Source organism: Marinobacter sp. LM1 (assembly GCF_042763285.1).
Classification (GTDB): Bacteria; Pseudomonadota; Gammaproteobacteria; order Pseudomonadales; family Oleiphilaceae; genus Marinobacter; species Marinobacter nauticus.
On sequence record NZ_CP114373.1, the window covers coordinates 3,406,977 to 3,423,540 of the forward strand.

The following is a 16,564-nucleotide window of genomic DNA, read 5'->3' on the forward strand; positions in this document are numbered from 1 at the left end:
CCTCAGAAAGGCTGGAAATCCGATAGACGGTAGGAGAATTCATCGTCTGCGATGAATGGGCTACCGTCCACTTCCAGCCGTACCGGGAACCCATAGCGTTGATCGTACTCAGCGACCAGGGTTTCTGCACTGTGCCGGGCTTTATCAATAACACCCAACAAACCATCAATGGTCAGGCGCCTGGGGTCCAGAATATCCGGATGGTTGATCGGCTGTTCCAAACCTTCAACATCGATCACCGTTCCCTCGCGCACAGTCACTCGCATGGGCTGGAGCAGGTCGGGAGGGCAGAAACAGGTTTGCCACACCGTAACCTCGTAACTGTCGATACCATGGGCTTGCCAAACGGCCTGAGCCTGTTGAAAATCCAGCACCGGGGTATTGTCTTTGCCGGCGCCGGCGCAACCCGCCGCCAGCAATGACACCACCAGCACCAGGCCTGTGCAGGTTATCTGACGTTCCACCACCGCCTCCTTCTGACGATCACGGCCGTCAGAGCAACCAGCAACCACCCCGCGCCCAGGCTGCCACCGCCACCGGATGAATCGCCACCCTGGTCTTCGTCGGTCGAGGTTTCCTCGAGCTCCGGCATGATTGCCGGAACCGTCTCACTGCTGGCAAACTGACCACCGTTGATAGCAACCAGTCGGTATTCGTAGGTATATCCCGCCACCGGTGTCTCATCGACATAGCTCTCGGTACCGTAAGGAGCCGTTGCCAGCAACTGCCACGGGGTATATTCAGTTCCTGTACGGCGACGTTCAATCCGATATCCGGTCTGAGGACCAGCATTCTCGGTCCAGGCCAGCAGCACACGGCCCGCCTCGGCCACAGCGGTCAGCCCCTCGGGAGCAACAGGGGCGTTGTTCCAGCTTATGCTCGCTGAATTGCCGGGCAATGAACGCACGCCCTCCAGCACGGCCACCACGCGATACGCATACTCACCGGTCGCGATCAAAGACGCATCGCGGTACTGATTCGTGCCCGCCGACAAGGTCACAGGCAGGTCGGAATAGGCGGTCTCGCCAGGGGCCATACGTTGCACAACATAGCCAGCTTCTGTGGTCTCGCTTGGTTGCCATCGCAGAAACGCACTCCGGGCCTCCGGTGTCACCACCAGGTCACCAGGAGCCGCAACCGCGGTGGGCGCGACCTCAAAACGGCTTTCCAGCGTATTGTTGGCCGGCTGCAAATCCAGTACTTCACCACTCAAGCTGATCAGGGAGACCCGTTGATTCAGGGTCAGATTGGCTTCGGTACCTGAATATGCCTGAATCGCGAGCTGGTGTCCCTGAGCATCGGGGATAAGATCGGAACAGCTATAGGACCGGGATGAGATCTCGCAAGGCACACTGTCAACGGTGACCATCTCCAGCCGGGTGTCTGTGCCCGTCAGTTCGCCCGTGACTTCCAATCGATCTGCATTTTCGGAAGCGCTCTGATAGCCAATATCAAAAAAGGCCTGGAACTGGCTCTGTCCCGGTATCCTCTCAGGATTTGTGGTTACCGCCGTGAGCATGGTATCGGCCGGAAAATTGAAACACTGTTCCAGCGCCGGTTGCTGGTTAATGGTATTGATCAGATTGGTTTCAGAACACGACGAAAACCGGGTCGCATCCGGGTTTGCCCAGGGGCTCATGATGAATCCGGTCGAACAGCTGTTCTGCTGCTCATCATGATTGGCACCGAAATTATGACCGAGCTCATGGGCAACGACGACAGCGGTCAACACGTTGGAGTCAAACGCGTTGGTAACACCGGTACCATACCCGCTGTTACTACAGAGGCTACCTACCCAGGCCAGCCCGGCCGTACTTCCATCGAAATCCCTTCCGCTCACCAGGTGCAACAGGGCGCGCCGATTCTGCTGAAACGGCAGACTGCCGCCGGCCACCTGCGCGCGCACATCATCCAATAGTTCATCCGCTGAAGTGGATGTGGTGAAGGTATTCGTCTTCAGGAAAGTAAGACTCAGGGTATCCAGCGCAATACCGAACTGCTCGAAATAGAACCCTTCCACCAGATTCAGAATGCTGACAGCCCGATCCTGGAAGTCGTCGGGGAAACGTTGCTGGAATTCGAGATCGAAAACCACCTCCAGCTCCAGCAACAGACAGGCTCCTTCTACCCGGCTGTCACAGAGGCTGTCGTAGCTCGCAGACACCGCCTGCGCCATCATTGGCGTAAGAACACGATCAGGAGCAATAACGGCACTGCTGTGTACATGGTCAACACCGCAGCTGGGAGCGACATCAAACCCAAAGCTCTTAGTGACCAACTGCTGACTGTCCTGCCGGCCACCAATCACATGCATACGCCCAAACAGGTAGGCCATACCTTCCCAGCCATTCTGCAGGCGAGACACCCTTACCCAGCTGTCCGGGTCGACTGCCACCTTACCCTGAAAGTGGCGGCCCAAGGCGAGTGCCTGGTGCGCCCCCAGGGCTGAGACCAGCCGATTATTGGCTTGCAGCTCAACTTCGTAATCCTGGCCATCTATCCACAAATCCAGCGACTCCGAAGCGCTGGCATGAATTGAGAACAACAACAGCCAGACATGAACCAGTATCGGGAAAAGGTACAGCAAACGTCTCACGGGCGAATCCTTTTCTGTTAAGGCAATTGGAATTCGCGCAAACTAATAGGCTTGGCAGGGCGAGACCAGCCCGAACCAGTAACAATCTGCATTTATGAGAGACATGTCCCGCATGAGGGTTCGAGTGGTTAACAGGTCGGCACTCTTGTTATGCATGGTGCTTGTATTTTCATTTTTTCTTCCACCTCAATTGTTGCAGTGGCAACCGGACACAATCACATCCGGCCAGTGGTGGCGCTTGTTTACGGGTCACCTGGTTCACCTGAACGTGAACCATCTCCTGTTGAATCTGGCAGGCGTGCTTATTCTCGCTCTTCTGTTCCCACGCTTCCTGCCTGTCGGCAGGTTACTCTGGATCACACTGCTGATGGCCGCAGCGATCTCCCTGGGACTATTGTCGCTCCGGCCAGACCTGGCCAGCTATCGAGGATTCTCCGGCTGTATCCACGGCCTGGCCGCAATTCTGGCAATGAGAGAGCTGAAAACGGATCGCTGGCTTTCCATCACTCTGCTTGCAGCACTGTCCGTGAAACTTGTTTTGGAAGGTTTTGAACTGGCCGGTTCCCAGACCACGGCCCTGATTGGAGGACCGGTAATCTGGGAGGCCCATGCACTGGGTTTCGCTTCCGGACTGCTGATTGCCGGAGCCGGCTTTATCCGGCGCCGAACGCCAAAGCAATCATCACTGGAATAAAACCGAGGGCAAACAAGGTACTGAGCAACGTAGTACCCGCTGCCTGCCTGGGTGAGGCCTCCAGCAAAGTCGCAATCACCACGGTATTGGCGGCAATCGGTGTGATGGAAATCAGGAATATGGCCTGATGCACTGCCGGCTCGTAAATTCCCAGAAGCGCTGAATCAACCCACCAGAACACAATAGCCACCAATGGCCAGATCACGAACTTTCCGAAAAATGCCAGGGCAGTGAATCGGGGGTTGCCGGCCAATCCCCGAAAGCTGGTAATGCCCATGCCGATAATCATCATCCCGAGAATACTGTAGGCGCCGCGCAGATTATCGAACAGGGGCATAAAGACGTCAGGAATGGAGGCTCCGGAAAGGTTGAGTACAACCGCAGCCAGGAAAGCATAGACAGAAGGCAGGCGCGCCACCCTGAGCAGCGCATCCTGAATGCTGTATTTACCCCGGGCGGCGAGATAAAACCCGACAGAATTCTCGAACAGGGTCGTTCCCAGCATACAGACAATGTAGAGCGCCAGGCCTTCCTCTCCAAACAGCAACAGCGCCACCGGAATTCCGAAATATCCTGTATTGCCAGTTCCCACTGACAGTGGAATCACCGCCGCGCTGCCATCCGAAAGCAGCTTTCGGGCAATGGCCATATGACTCAGGGCAATCACGCTACAGAAACCGAACACCAGGGCGGGCAACAGGATCACCTCGGCGCTGAGCGGCGCCGCCATCACGCCCGAAAACACCACAGACGGCGTCACGATATACAGCATGATGCCGGCAATGTGCCGACCGCTGGCCTCCAGAAAACGACCGGCAATCCAGCCCAGTGCCACCGTAACGTAAAGCGGAAGGAGTTTGAGCAGCAGGGCCAGGGCGGCAGACATGATCTCTCCGGGCGTAAAACCTTGAAAATACAACCAGCGGGGCAGTCTACCACCTACCCATCAAGAGGTAACTCCCCAGCGCAATAGAGAAACCCGGGATCATCTTTGATAATCATCAATAGCATTAGGGATGCATCTTTATATCCTAGTGGGGCAGTCAGGTATTCGTAACAACCAAGGAGAGAGACCAATGGCCGAGCGCTTTACCAAAAGCATGGCCAGGAACATATATCTGGGAGGAAGTGCCTTCTTCGTCCTGCTGTTCCTGGCCCTGACTTTTGACACTCAGCTGCGTGCTATGCCCGAGCGGGATAACCGCGACGAGCTCACCGAACAGGTGGTGCGCGGCAAACATCTGTGGGAAGAGAACAACTGTGTCGGTTGTCATTCCATCATGGGCGAAGGCGCTTACTTCGCTCCCGAACTGGCCAACGTGTTTGACCGCCGTGGCGGCGGTGATACTGAGGTCTTCAAGGCATACATGAAAGCCTGGATGAACGCCATGCCCACGAATATTCCGGGCCGGCGCCAGATGCCGAACTTCAATCTGAGCGATTCCGAGATCGAAGACCTGGCCGCTTTCCTGGAGTGGACATCCAAGATCGACGACAACGGTTGGCCACCCAACATCGAGGGGTAAGGGAGCAGATATGAAATACGAATCTCAAAGGGTCGCCATGCCCTACTTCATCTTTGCCCTGATTCTGTTTGCCGGCCAGATTGTGTTCGGCCTGATTCTGGGTCTCCAGTACGTTGTCGGTGATTTCCTGTTTCCGGAAATTCCTTTCAACGTTGCGCGGATGGTGCATACCAACCTGCTGATTGTCTGGCTGCTCTTCGGCTTCATGGGCGCCACCTACTACATGGTTCCGGAAGAAGCCCAGACCGAACTGCACAGCCCCCTGCTGGCGTGGATTCTGTTCTGGGTGTTCGCGGCAGCTGGCACGCTGACCATCCTGGGCTACCTGTTTGTGGACTACGCCACCTTGGCAGAAGTCACCATGAACAAGTTGCTACCCACCATGGGCCGGGAGTTCCTGGAGCAACCTACGATAACCAAGATCGGCATCGCCGTGGTTGTGGTGGCCTTTCTGTACAACATTTCCATGACCGCCCTGAAAGGTCGCAAGACCGTGGTCAACATCGTACTGATCACCGGTCTGGTAGGCCTGGCCGTATTGTGGCTGTTCTCCTTCTACAACCCCGGTAACCTGGCCACCGACAAGTACTTCTGGTGGTTTGTGGTACACCTGTGGGTAGAAGGCGTGTGGGAACTGATCATGGGTGCCATCCTGGCCTATGTGTTGATCAAGCTCACCGGTGTAGACCGCGAGGTGATCGAGAAGTGGCTGTACGTGATCATCGCCATGGCGCTGATTACCGGCATCATCGGTACCGGCCACCACTTCTTCTGGATCGGGCCGCCCGAGTACTGGCTCTGGCTGGGTTCTGTGTTCTCTGCACTGGAACCGCTTCCGTTCTTCATGATGGTGGTCTTCGCCTTCAACATGATCAACCGTCGCCGACGCAACCACCCGAACAAGGCCGCCATGCTGTGGGCCATGGGTACAACCGTCATGGCATTCCTGGGCGCTGGCGTGTGGGGCTTCCTGCACACTCTGGCTCCGGTGAACTGGTACACCCATGGTAGCCAGATTACCGCAGCCCACGGCCACATGGCCTTCTATGGCGCCTACGTAATGATTGTACTGACCATCATTTCCTACGCCATGCCAATCATGCGCGGTCGCCCCTACGGCAACAGCAATACCGCCCAGATTGTGGAAATGTGGGGCTTCTGGCTGATGACCATCTCCATGGTGTTCATCACCCTGTTCCTGACCGCTGCCGGCGTCCTGCAGGTTTGGCTGCAGCGTCTTCCGGAAAGCGGTGAAGCGCTGTCCTTCATGGCAGGCCAGGATCAGATCGCCCTTTTCTACTGGATGCGATTTGTCGCCGGTGCCTTCTTCATGGCCGGTCTGGTGGTGTACTTCGGTAGCTTCTTCATCAAGGGCGAAGCCAGCCCGGCTGAGGAAGTCCGTGGTCCTGCCACGGCAGACGCCTGATAAAGTCTGATCGCCGGGGCCTTCGGGCCCCGGCACATTCCCGAAACCCTGGACAACCTCTGTGCATGCGCAAGCCGTCAACCCGAAAGACACCCTCCAGCAGAAGCGCCTGATTACCCGCAGCGCCTTCTTCCTGCTGTTTTTGCTTGCGCCCGTACTCAATATTTTCCGTTACGACCTGACCGAAACCCGCTTCATACTGCTGGGCTTTCCCCTGTCGTTTAACCTGAATCTGGACTGGGTCGCCCAGAGCACTCCCGCCGAGGTGGCTGGCCAGATCCTGTTCTGGTTTGTCTTGCCCATTCTGGTGCTGGTGCCTCTGGTTCTGTGGATTGCCTTCAGGTGGGGCCGCCTGTATTGCGGCTGGCTGTGCCCCCACTTCTCCGTGGTAGAAACCATCAACGACCTGATGACCCGCATTACCGGCCGCCCAACCCTCTGGGAAGCCCTGAAAAAAGGCAGCACAGGCAAGGCCATTCACTGGGCCGGCCTTACTCTGGTGTGCGCCCTGATCGGTTTTTCCTGGGCCCTGGCATTACTTTCATATCTGCTGCCACCGATGGCCCTGTATACCGATCTGGTGACAGGCCAGCTTGGGCTGTATCCCGGCATTTTCCTGGCGGTAGCAACCGCTGTTTTTACCTTCGATTTCCTGTTTGCCCGGCACCTGTTCTGCAAATATGGCTGCGCCGTGGGGCTGGTACAAAGCATCGCCTGGATGACCAACGGCAAGGGCCGGGTGGTTACCTTCGATACCAAACGCGCTGCCGCGTGCCGGGACTGTACCAAAGCCTGCGACGAAGCCTGTCCCATGCGCCTGCCCACCCGCAGCCATAAGCGGGCGAAATTCAGCTGTACCCAGTGCCTGCAGTGCGTGAGCGCCTGCCGGGAAGTACAGAAAGACAACCCCGAAGGCTCCCTGCTGACCTGGGAGCCCGGCGAACCTGGCAAACAGACGGTGCTGATTCCCGTGCGCCAGGTGGAATCCACCCCGCGACAATCACGGGCCTGAACGACGAGGACACGAGATGGAAGAGTGGGTCGGACTGAAATGGCACGACTACGTAACCCGCCAGGCCATGGGCGAATTCCCCGAGTATGCCGTGCATCTGAAAGACGAAGCCCGCACACTCGGTGTCATGTTCCGGGCCATGGGCGGAGACCCTGCTCTGAGTCTGGTGACTGCTGAGCCCCGGCATTTCCAGATTCGCCGGCGATTCCTGCAAAAGCTGGCCGGCACCCACCGCAAATTTGAACTGGCCTGGCGCGATGAAGAAAGCCTGCGCCTGCCAGACAGACTGGCCCTGTTCCCGTCCCGCAAGGTGAACCGGGAGCTGTACCTGTGGCTGGCAGCCCTCGCGTCGCTCGGCGAAATTCACCACCACAGCTGGCTGCAAGGCAATCAGGCCATGGTGCAGGAACTGCTGAGCCGCTGGCCGGGCCTGGAGCCCATGTACCAGCGGCTGGTAAAACACACGCTGCAATGGCGTCCGGAACCAGACAGCCTTCGTGGCAACGAAGCCAGGCGCGAGGCCGCCATTCGCCAGGCCCTGATTCACCCGGGCAGCGTAGACGACCTGCCAGAAGCCCTGACCGACCCCTGGCCGGTGGTGCTCTGGCTGTATCCGGTACTGGGCCGGGGCAAACTCAAAGGCCAGATCATTGGCGACGACAACACCATGTCCAAATCCGGCGGCCTGGCCAAAAAACGCAAACGCCGCCGCGCCGAACGGGTGGATGCTTTCGATAAAGACCAGGGGCTGATGCTGTTCCGGCTGGAAAGCCTGTTTTCCTGGTCTGAATTCATTCCCATCGACCGCGCCGGCGACGACAGCGAAGAGGAAGACGCCGATGCCGTGGCGGACGACATGGACATGATCTCCGTGTCCCAGGACCGGCGCGAAGCCTCCTCCGCAATCAAGTTCGACCTGGACCTGCCCTCGGAAGAAAATGACGACCTGCATTTGGGCCCGGGCATTCATCTGCCGGAATGGGACTGGCGCCGCCAGGATTACCGGGCAAAATTCTGCTGCCTGCAGCCACTGCTCAGCAAAGACGCCACGCCGTCGCCGCTGCCAGAGCACCTGAATCGCTCCGCCAGGACCCTGCGTCGCCAGTTCAGTGCGCTGAAACCTCTGCGCCAGTGGGAACGCCGGCAGCTGGAAGGGGAAGAGCTGGACCTGGACGCATGCCTGGAACGCATGGTGCAGCACAAACGCGGCATTGGCGAAGTGGATCAGAAGCTGTTCCGCCAGTGCAAGCAGAACCAGCGGGACCTCGCCTGCCTGGTGCTTACGGATATTTCGCTGTCGACCGATACCTACATCAATAACCACCAGCGGGTGATCGACATCGCCCGGGACGGCCTGCAACTGCTGAGCGAAGCTCTCACCGCCAGCCGCGATCCGTTCGCCCTGTTTGCCTTCTCCTCCAGGCGGCGGGACCACATTCGCTTCCACCACATCAAGAGTTTCGACGAGCCATACAACGACACCACAAGAGGCCGTATCCAGGCCCTGGAACCGGGCTACTACACCCGTATGGGCGCCGCCATCCGTCAGTCCATAAAACTGCTACAGACCCGGCCAGAGCACCAGAAAATCTTACTTCTGCTGACCGACGGCAAACCCAACGACCTGGACCTGTACGAAGGTCGCTACGGCGTGGAAGACACCCGCATGGCCGTGCAGGAAGCCCACAAGGCCGGGCTGACCCCGTTCTGCGTGACCATCGACGAAGAAGCCAACGAATACCTGCCCTACGTGTTCGGCAGCAGCAACTTCGTGGTCATCAAAGACCCGACCCAACTGCCCGGCCAGCTACCCAAGCTGTACATGAACCTGACCCGTTAACGGAGACTGTCATGGCTGACGTACAAGCCGCCCACAGGCGGCACCTGCCCGGCGACATCGCGGTATGGTTTTTCATCTTTGCGGAACTGGCCGTGTTCGGCATTCTGTTTATCGGCTATGGCGTGGCCCGAAGCCTGGACCCGGCCACCTTCTCCGCCGGCAAGGAGGCCCTACATCCCTGGACCGGACTGATCAACACCGTTGGCCTGATCACCGCCAGCTACCTGGTCGCCCTGTCCGTTCATCGCCTGCGCAACCGGAAAACCGGCACAACCGCCCTGCTCTGGGCCGCCATCGCGGCGTCGTCCATTTACACCTTCGGCAAGCTCTACGAATACGCGGACCTCTACGCCAACGGCTACAACCTGGGCACCGACACCTTCTTCATGTTCTATTTCTTCCTGACGTTCTTCCACTTCATGCACGTGGTGCTGGGCCAGATCATCCTCGTGGTGCTGGCGGTAAAGGTGAAAAAAGGCGACTACAACGGCGACGACATGAACGGCATGGAGTCCGGCGCCTCCTACTGGCACATGGTCGACCTGGTGTGGCTGGTGCTGTTCCCGATGCTCTATGTCCTGGCCTGAGGAGACTTTCTGATGCTAGTGGTCTATATCGCGCTGATGATCTGTACGATGACGCCAGTTTTGGCCTTGCAGGCCGGTGCGGACATGTCGGTTTTGGTCTGGCTGGTGTTTGGGCTGGTGATCGTAAAAGCGGTTTTACTCGTTGATCACTTTATGGAAATGAAACATGCCCCCTGGGGCTGGCGTATGGCAGCTCAGGGCTGGGCGGTTGTCGTTGTCTCGGTTCTGGCAGGAATTCACCTGGCAGGCTAATAGCACGCGCCGCGGAATCCCGTGAGAAGGATCGAACGGCGGGGTCGGGTAGGTCCTTCCAAAAATTTGTGGAGCCATGGATGGCGGAACAGAAGCGCCACATGGATGTGCCGCAAGGAGCGTTTTTTGGAAGGACCTACCCGACCCTGCCTTGCACCAAACCTCAAGTTACAACAATCGCCGCGGAAACATAGGCGGCTTGTTGCCAATAGCCTGCGCCAGAGCAATCATCCCCCAGAGTACGAACGACGTGTGCAGAACGACAGCCCAGACAATGGCATAGGTCCAGAATAACCCGGTGTTGCCGTAGATGAGCCAGCAAACAGCAACCCCCGAACTGATCAGCATAGCTCCCAGTATCGACATATAAACCGCCGCCTTGCTATGGGCCCGCCGCAACGCATGCGCATCACCGGATTTCATGGCAATCGTCAGTAACACAACGAAGCCGATAATCGGCAACGCCAGCAGGTTCAGCAAATACCAGATAACCGGGGCAATCGCCCCGGGCGGTTCAGTCTTCGGACTGCCCGAATACGGCATACACCACCTCCATCAGTGCGTTAACAGTGACCGCGTCATCCGATAGCGGCTCAATCATTCCGGCCCGGCAGGCTTCGATGTGGGGCATACCGGATGCGATCAGGTATGCGGTGTGGATCAGCAACCGAGTTGAGGCTGCTTCCTCCAGATCGTGATCTTTGAGCTTGCGCAGCGAGGTTGCCAGCCCTACCAGCTGCTTCGCAAGGTCGGCATCGCAGCCGGACTCCTGCTGAACGATGGTCTGCTCCACATCCGGCGTCGGGTAATCGAAGCTCATGGAGACAAAACGCTGCCGGGTACTGGGTTTCATGCCTTTCAGCAAACTCTGGTAACCCGGGTTGTAAGACACCACCAGCATGAAACCGGGTGCTGCCTTGAGCAGTTCGCCGGTGCGTTCGATGGGCAGTTCCCGGCGGTCGTCCGCCAGCGGGTGCAGTACCACGGTGGTGTCTTTTCGTGCTTCCACTACTTCATCAAGGTAGCAGATTCCGCCTTCCCGCACCGCCCGGGTCAGCGGACCATCTTGCCAATAGGTGCCGTCCGGACCGATCAGGTGGCGGCCAACCAGGTCAGAGGCGGTAAGGTCATCGTGGCAGGCCACGGTGTAGACCGGGCGACCGAGTTTTTCGGCCATGTAGCGGACAAAGCGGGTTTTACCACAGCCGGTGGGGCCTTTGATCAGTACCGGCAGGCCGTTGTCGGCAGCGGCGGTGAACAGTTCGACTTCGTTGCCGGCGGGTTGGTAGAAGGTCATAAACAGCTTCCTTTTAAGGCTGGGAATCGGGTGAGGCAAAGCCGTGCACCCATTCCGGGAAAAGATTGAATATCTGGCGATCGTCGCTGCGCTTCAGTTCCAGCAATGCCCTCAGGCACTGCTGTAATCCGGGGTTCGTGGTGTCGGTACCGGCATACCAGCCAGCACCTGAAACGGGCTTTCCCTGCCAGGTAATGGCCAGGCCCTGGGATTCCAGGAACGGCGTCACCAACCCAAGTTCCGAGACCGCCGCATGGGTGTTGTTGTGCAGCAACAAACCCAGGGCAGAGCTGAAATCACCTGCTTCATATCGCTGCCCCGGTTTCGGCGTTATACCCTCGGCAGCCAGGGCCTTGAGTGCAAGCTGCCCGGAGAGCGGATCAGTTCCTGCCACCAGCGAGACATCCCGCCCTTCCAGCTCCCCCAGTGTTCTCACACCGGCGGTTCTCCGGGTTACCCAGACCGGAACCGGATCCTGGCCATCGGCGTTGACGGCCCGGAGCTTGAGCCTGCCCTCCCAGCCATCCTGCCGGTACACCAGGTCACTCTCAACCTGAGCCTCACCCTCAACGGCTTGATTGAACACCAGCTCTGCCTTGCAGTTCTGTTTGTCGAGATAACGCTGCAGCCGGTAACTGGCCACGGTGACAGACCTGGATTCCGTTTGTACTTCAAGTCGCACCGGCCCGGAAAACTGGCCGGCGCTGACGGTACCGGCCCAGAGCATAAACAGCCAGCCGCCAGCGGCCACCCTCATCTCACAAGCCCAGCTGGTGCGCCCGGTTGGTGAAGAAGATGCCAGACGGCTTTTGTGCCGGCAGGGTTGCCACTTCTTCCAGGGTTCGGGTGTTATAGACGGTCACCCGATCACTGTCCCGGGAAGATACCCACACTTCCTCACCGCGCGGGGTGAATTCCATGTGCAGAACGGACTTGCCGGGCTCCAGGGTACGGATGATTTCCCGGGTGCGGGAATCAATCACCTGCACCACGTCGTTCTTCGGGTGCGCAAAGCTGACCCAGATCTGGCGGTTGTCCGGGCTGGCCATGACAAACACCGGCTGGCCCTGCACCGGAATGCGCTGCACCATGCTCCAGTCTTCCATATCGGCGACCAGAACCTCATGGCGACCGACCGCCGGCACAAAGGCATAACCGTCGGCGATGGCCCAGCCTTCCAGGTGCGGCATCTTGTAGACCGGCAGGCGCTGCTCGCCCTTGCCGTAATCCGGCAGGATGGTCTGCGCGCCCTGTTTCGGCTCCCACAGATCCATCATCGACAAGCCGTCTTCGCCGAACAGGCCGGCAATATAGAAGCGGCCATCGGGGGTGATCAGCGCGTCGTAGGGCTCTTTACCAGCCTCATGGCGAGTCACGCCCGGCGGATTGCTGTGCATATCCACGGTCCAGATTTCACCGGCCTCGAACAGGCTGAACACAAACTGGTTGCCCGGGGCATCCACCAGGCCCACGGTCTTGGACTGATCCTGCACGCCCTGGGCGTTGGTATAGTACGCGGGAATTTCCACCACGGTATCCAGGGTCTCACTGTCGAAAATGTTCACGCCGCCGGGCTCGTAGTTGGACACCGCCACGTAACGACCATCCTGGGAAATGGCTCCACCGATACTGTTGCCGGACTGAATGATCCGATCGATCACCGTACGGGTGAGCAGGTCGACTTTGGTGAGCCCGCCATCACGACCAAACACATAGCCGTAGCGGGCATCCCGCGAGTACACCACTGAGGCGTGAGACAAATCGCCCAGGCCTTCTACCCGGCCCAGGATTTCATGTTCGGAGTGGTCCACCACCAATACTGAGCCGGTGGCCCGCTCTATGATCAAACCCAGGTCACCTGTGCCGCGAAGCTCAACAGGCTCCGGCACCGACAGGGATTGGCAGCCGGTGATCACGGTGGCGGCGATGGTCAGTGCAATCGGTGCAAACAGACGTTTCATCGTGAGTCCTTCGGTTATCGGCTTCGGGAAGAATCGGTTTCGGGGGCAATCAGGGCGCCGGATTTCAGCTGCTCGCTGATCCAGGCAATTTCCTGGTCGGTCAGCAGGGCTTTCCAGGGTGGCATCGCCGTACCGGGAACGCCCTCCCGAATGATGGCTGCAATAGCTGCCTCTGGCAGGGATTCGATATCCTCAGGCCGTAAGGGCGGGCCAAGGCCGCCTTTCAGTTTCAGGCCATGGCAAGAGCCACAATCCTGAATGACAAAATTGGCCAACTCATCCTCGGTTTCCGGTGCCCCGGCAACAGCGCCTGCCGTCAGCATCAGGGCGGTAGCCAATACACTCACTTGCCAGCAAACGCCCAGTGCGGACCGTTTCATCAGCGCTCTCCTGAAGGATCACAGTCATGCTGCAATCCCAACAATTTCATGGCCTTGATATTGATTAAATTTGTGGCAGGTATCCAGTGATCTTTAGGCATACGCCATCTACCACCTGCGAGGTACTCTCTTGAAAACCAGCATCTTTCTGACATTAATCAAGGTTCATAAGCCATAACAAGAGAAACCTAGGAGTACTCTTGAACCCCAAGGAGAGAACCTGATGAGAGTAACCAAACTGATGATCAAGCCGCTGGCACTGGCCGTGGCCATTACGTCGTTGGGCGTAATGAACGCACAGGCAGCCCCGAAAGATCCTGACAAGTCCACCATGGCCTATGAAGGCACCCCCAGTGCAGTAGATGCGGAATCTGCCAAAATTGTTCGCTCCCCAGGTGCGCCGGATCTGACCGATGCAGAATTCGAGAAAGCGAAGCAGATCTACTTCCAGCGCTGCGCCGGCTGTCACGGCGTACTGCGTAAAGGCGCCACTGGTAAACCGCTGACTCCGGACATCACCCAGGAGCGCGGTATCGACTACCTCAAGGCGTTTATCAGTTACGGCTCCCCGGCCGGCATGCCGAACTGGCTGACGTCCGGTGACTTCGATGAAGAAACCGTGGAACTGATGGCCAAGTACATCATGCACGAGCCTCCCATGCCTCCCGAATTCAGCCTGGCTGACATGAAGGAAACCTGGGAAGTGATCGTTCCGCCGGAAGACCGGCCGACCAAGCAAATGAACGACCTGGATCTGGAAAACATCTTCAGCGTCACCCTGCGTGATGCCGGCCAGATCGCCCTGATCGACGGTGATTCCAAGGAAGTCGTGAAGATCATCGATACCGGCTACGCAGTGCACATCTCCCGGATGTCTGCCTCCGGCCGCTACGTGTTGGTTATCGGTCGTGACGCCCTGATCAACATGATCGATCTGTGGATGGAAGAACCGCAGACCGTCGCCAAGATCAAGGTCGGCATGGAAGCACGCTCTGTCGAAACCTCCAAGTACAAGGGCTGGGAAGACAAGCTCGCCATTGCCGGCACCTACTGGCCACCGCAGTTCGTGATCATGGACGGCGACACTCTGGAGCCCAAGAAGATTGTGAGCACCCGGGGCATGACCGTGAGCACCCAGGAATACCATCCTGAGCCACGGGTAGCTGCCATTGTCGCCTCCCACGCCCACCCGGAATTCATCGTCAACGTGAAAGAAACCGGCAAGATCATGCTGGTGAACTACGAAGACATGGAGAACATGAACATCACCTCCATTGATGCAGCGGAATACCTGCACGATGGCGGCTGGGATGCCAGCATGCGTTACTTCCTGACGGCGGCCAACAACTCCAACAAGATTGCGGTTGTGGATGCTCAGGATCGTAACCTGGAGGCGATTGTTGATGTTGGCAAGATTCCGCATCCGGGACGTGGCGCCAACTTTGTTGACCCCGAGCATGGTCCGGTCTGGGCGACCTCTCACCTGGGTGATCAGACCATCCAGATGATCGGTACCGACCCGGAAGGCCATCCAGACAAAGCCTGGAAGGTGGTTCGCACGGTGGATGGCCAGGGTGGTGGCTCACTGTTCGTGAAGACCCATCCGAAGTCCAAGAACCTGTGGGTAGACACCGCCCTGAACCCGGCGGAAGCCGTAAGCCAGAGCGTAGCCGTCTTCGACATCAACAACTTTGATGCCGGCTATGACGTGCTGCCGATTGCCGACTGGGCAGAGCTGGGCGAAGGTCCCAAGCGTGTGGTACAGCCGGAATACAACAAGGCGGGCGATGAAGTGTGGTTCTCTGTCTGGAACACCCAGGACAAGAAATCCGCCATTGTTGTAGTCGACGACAAGACACGCAAGCTGAAGAAGGTGATCAAGGGCGACTACATGGTCACCCCGACCGGTAAGTTCAACACTTACAACACCCAGCACGACGTGTACTGATCCCGGCCCCGGCCCGGAGGAGCAACCTGATGAGACTGGATGCGGCAGACAGACAACTGATCGACAGTTACCAGCGTAACCTGCCGGTCTGCGAACGCCCCTACGAGGAAATGGCCCGGACACTGGGCCTGACCGAGGAAGAGGTTATCCAGAGACTGTCTGCCCTGCAGGAACAGCAGGTGCTCAGCCGGGTCGGCCCGGTGTTTGAACACAGTCAGGCGGGCGCCAGCCTGCTGGCTGCCGTGGCCGCGCCAGAAGAACAGATGGATCTGGTGGCGGCCCGGATCAACCGTGCCCCGGGCGTGAATCATAACTACGCCCGGGAGCACACCTACAACCTCTGGTTCGTGATGACCGCTCCGGATGAAGACACTCTGGAGGAACGGCTGGACGAGCTGGAACACCAGTTGAAGCTGCCGATGCTGAGACTGCCAATGGTCGAGGGTTACCATATCGATCTGGGCTTTGACATCGACTGGGAGGCATTACCATGAACCTGCCAGCCACCGGCCCGAACTACAGCTATCTGTTTGATACCGAATCCATGAGTGCCTGGGGCCTGCTGAGGTTACGCGAGCAGCTGGAAAACGGCCTCCCCCTGACACCTCGCCCCTATCAGACCCTGGCCGAGCGCACCGGGCTGTCCGAACAACAGGTTATGAACGCTGTCAGCCAGTGGCAGCAGCAGGGCCTGATCAAACGCCTGGGACTGGTAGTCAAGCATCGCACCCTGGGCTATCGGGCTAACGCCATGGTGGTCTGGAACGTACCGGACGATCGGGTTTCGACGCTCGGCAATGCCATGGCAGCCGCCGCTTGTGTCACCCTCTGTTACCAGCGCCCAAGACGCTTGCCAGACTGGCCCTACAACCTGTTCTGCATGATTCACGGCGTCAGTCGCGAACGGGTTCTGAATCAGCTCGCTGGTCTGATTGAGCAACACGAGTTGAGCAATGTGGATCACGCCATCCTGTTCAGCAACAAAGCCTACCTGCAGCGCGGAGGCCGTTATGTCAGCAATTGCTGAGCGTTCAAAGCCATCAGA

Annotated in this window: 18 protein-coding genes; 10 read left to right on the plus strand and 8 right to left on the minus strand. The window is 58.3% G+C overall.

The features are described 5' to 3' along the window. Positions 1-2: 2 nt before the first annotated feature. Positions 3-464 (minus strand): DUF6174 domain-containing protein, encoded by a 462-nt coding sequence (locus OZ656_RS15985; RefSeq protein WP_011786552.1) that lies wholly within the window; start codon positions 462-464, stop codon positions 3-5. Beyond that, positions 449-2,596, minus strand: coding sequence for a M12 family metallo-peptidase (locus OZ656_RS15990; RefSeq protein WP_153740645.1), 2,148 nt, complete (start codon positions 2,594-2,596; stop codon positions 449-451). Before OZ656_RS15990 ends, OZ656_RS15985 begins: the two co-directional genes overlap by 16 nt. A 154-nt stretch (positions 2,597-2,750) precedes the next feature. Between OZ656_RS15990 and rrtA the strand changes: the two genes are divergently transcribed. Beyond that, positions 2,751-3,290, plus strand: coding sequence for a rhombosortase (gene rrtA, locus OZ656_RS15995; protein WP_194841899.1), 540 nt, complete (start codon positions 2,751-2,753; stop codon positions 3,288-3,290). On the opposite strand, the gene OZ656_RS16000 is transcribed toward rrtA, so the two are convergent. Next, positions 3,250-4,176 carry an AEC family transporter gene (locus tag OZ656_RS16000; protein WP_153740643.1) on the minus strand — a complete coding sequence of 309 codons (927 nt, stop codon included), beginning with the start codon at positions 4,174-4,176 and terminating at the stop codon, positions 3,250-3,252. The genes rrtA and OZ656_RS16000 overlap by 41 nt on opposite strands. 190 nt (positions 4,177-4,366) lie before the next feature. Between OZ656_RS16000 and OZ656_RS16005 the strand changes: the two genes are divergently transcribed. From OZ656_RS16005 to OZ656_RS16030, 6 genes are all read left to right on the plus strand, one after another. Continuing rightward, positions 4,367-4,816 (plus strand): cytochrome c, encoded by a 450-nt coding sequence (locus OZ656_RS16005; RefSeq protein ID WP_011786556.1) that lies wholly within the window; start codon positions 4,367-4,369, stop codon positions 4,814-4,816. A 10-nt stretch (positions 4,817-4,826) separates the two neighbouring features. Continuing rightward, positions 4,827-6,242 (plus strand): cbb3-type cytochrome c oxidase subunit I, encoded by a 1,416-nt coding sequence (locus OZ656_RS16010; RefSeq protein ID WP_153740642.1) that lies wholly within the window; start codon positions 4,827-4,829, stop codon positions 6,240-6,242. Between the two features lie 61 nt (positions 6,243-6,303). Next, positions 6,304-7,254 (plus strand): 4Fe-4S binding protein, encoded by a 951-nt coding sequence (locus OZ656_RS16015; protein ID WP_153740641.1) that lies wholly within the window; start codon positions 6,304-6,306, stop codon positions 7,252-7,254. Positions 7,255-7,270: 16 nt separating this feature from the next. Further along, positions 7,271-9,094, plus strand: a complete 1,824-nt coding sequence (locus OZ656_RS16020) for a nitric oxide reductase activation protein NorD (protein WP_153740640.1) — start codon at positions 7,271-7,273, stop codon at positions 9,092-9,094. Positions 9,095-9,105: 11 nt separating this feature from the next. Further along, positions 9,106-9,681 (plus strand): cytochrome c oxidase subunit 3, encoded by a 576-nt coding sequence (locus OZ656_RS16025; RefSeq protein ID WP_153740639.1) that lies wholly within the window; start codon positions 9,106-9,108, stop codon positions 9,679-9,681. Between the two features lie 12 nt (positions 9,682-9,693). Then, positions 9,694-9,933 carry a cytochrome C oxidase subunit IV family protein gene (locus OZ656_RS16030; protein ID WP_011786561.1) on the plus strand — a complete coding sequence of 80 codons (240 nt, stop codon included), beginning with the start codon at positions 9,694-9,696 and terminating at the stop codon, positions 9,931-9,933. Between the two features lie 168 nt (positions 9,934-10,101). On the opposite strand, the gene OZ656_RS16035 is transcribed toward OZ656_RS16030, so the two are convergent. From OZ656_RS16035 to OZ656_RS16055, 5 genes are read right to left on the minus strand one after another with little or no spacing between them, the layout of a single operon-like run. Next, positions 10,102-10,476, minus strand: a complete 375-nt coding sequence (locus OZ656_RS16035; RefSeq protein WP_278350460.1) for a hypothetical protein — start codon at positions 10,474-10,476, stop codon at positions 10,102-10,104. Next, a complete protein-coding gene (locus OZ656_RS16040; protein WP_278350461.1) occupies positions 10,448-11,230 on the minus strand; it encodes a CbbQ/NirQ/NorQ/GpvN family protein in 783 nt (260 codons plus the stop codon). The genes OZ656_RS16035 and OZ656_RS16040 overlap by 29 nt, the downstream gene beginning before the upstream one ends. A 13-nt stretch (positions 11,231-11,243) precedes the next feature. Continuing rightward, positions 11,244-11,987, minus strand: a complete 744-nt coding sequence (locus OZ656_RS16045) for a PhnD/SsuA/transferrin family substrate-binding protein (protein WP_278350462.1) — start codon at positions 11,985-11,987, stop codon at positions 11,244-11,246. A gap of 1 nt (position 11,988) precedes the next feature. Continuing rightward, positions 11,989-13,191 (minus strand): cytochrome D1 domain-containing protein, encoded by a 1,203-nt coding sequence (locus OZ656_RS16050; RefSeq protein ID WP_278350463.1) that lies wholly within the window; start codon positions 13,189-13,191, stop codon positions 11,989-11,991. A gap of 14 nt (positions 13,192-13,205) precedes the next feature. Beyond that, positions 13,206-13,571 carry a cytochrome c gene (locus OZ656_RS16055; RefSeq protein WP_278350464.1) on the minus strand — a complete coding sequence of 122 codons (366 nt, stop codon included), beginning with the start codon at positions 13,569-13,571 and terminating at the stop codon, positions 13,206-13,208. A gap of 223 nt (positions 13,572-13,794) precedes the next feature. Between OZ656_RS16055 and OZ656_RS16060 the strand changes: the two genes are divergently transcribed. From OZ656_RS16060 to OZ656_RS16070, 3 genes are read left to right on the plus strand one after another with little or no spacing between them, the layout of a single operon-like run. After that, positions 13,795-15,519 carry a nitrite reductase gene (locus OZ656_RS16060; RefSeq protein ID WP_278350465.1) on the plus strand — a complete coding sequence of 575 codons (1,725 nt, stop codon included), beginning with the start codon at positions 13,795-13,797 and terminating at the stop codon, positions 15,517-15,519. Positions 15,520-15,548: 29 nt separating this feature from the next. Then, positions 15,549-16,013 (plus strand): AsnC family transcriptional regulator, encoded by a 465-nt coding sequence (locus OZ656_RS16065; protein WP_011786568.1) that lies wholly within the window; start codon positions 15,549-15,551, stop codon positions 16,011-16,013. Beyond that, entirely contained in the window at positions 16,010-16,546 is a 537-nt protein-coding gene (locus OZ656_RS16070; RefSeq protein WP_023008603.1) for an Lrp/AsnC family transcriptional regulator, read from the plus strand. The genes OZ656_RS16065 and OZ656_RS16070 overlap by 4 nt, the downstream gene beginning before the upstream one ends. Positions 16,547-16,564: the final 18 nt, after the last annotated feature.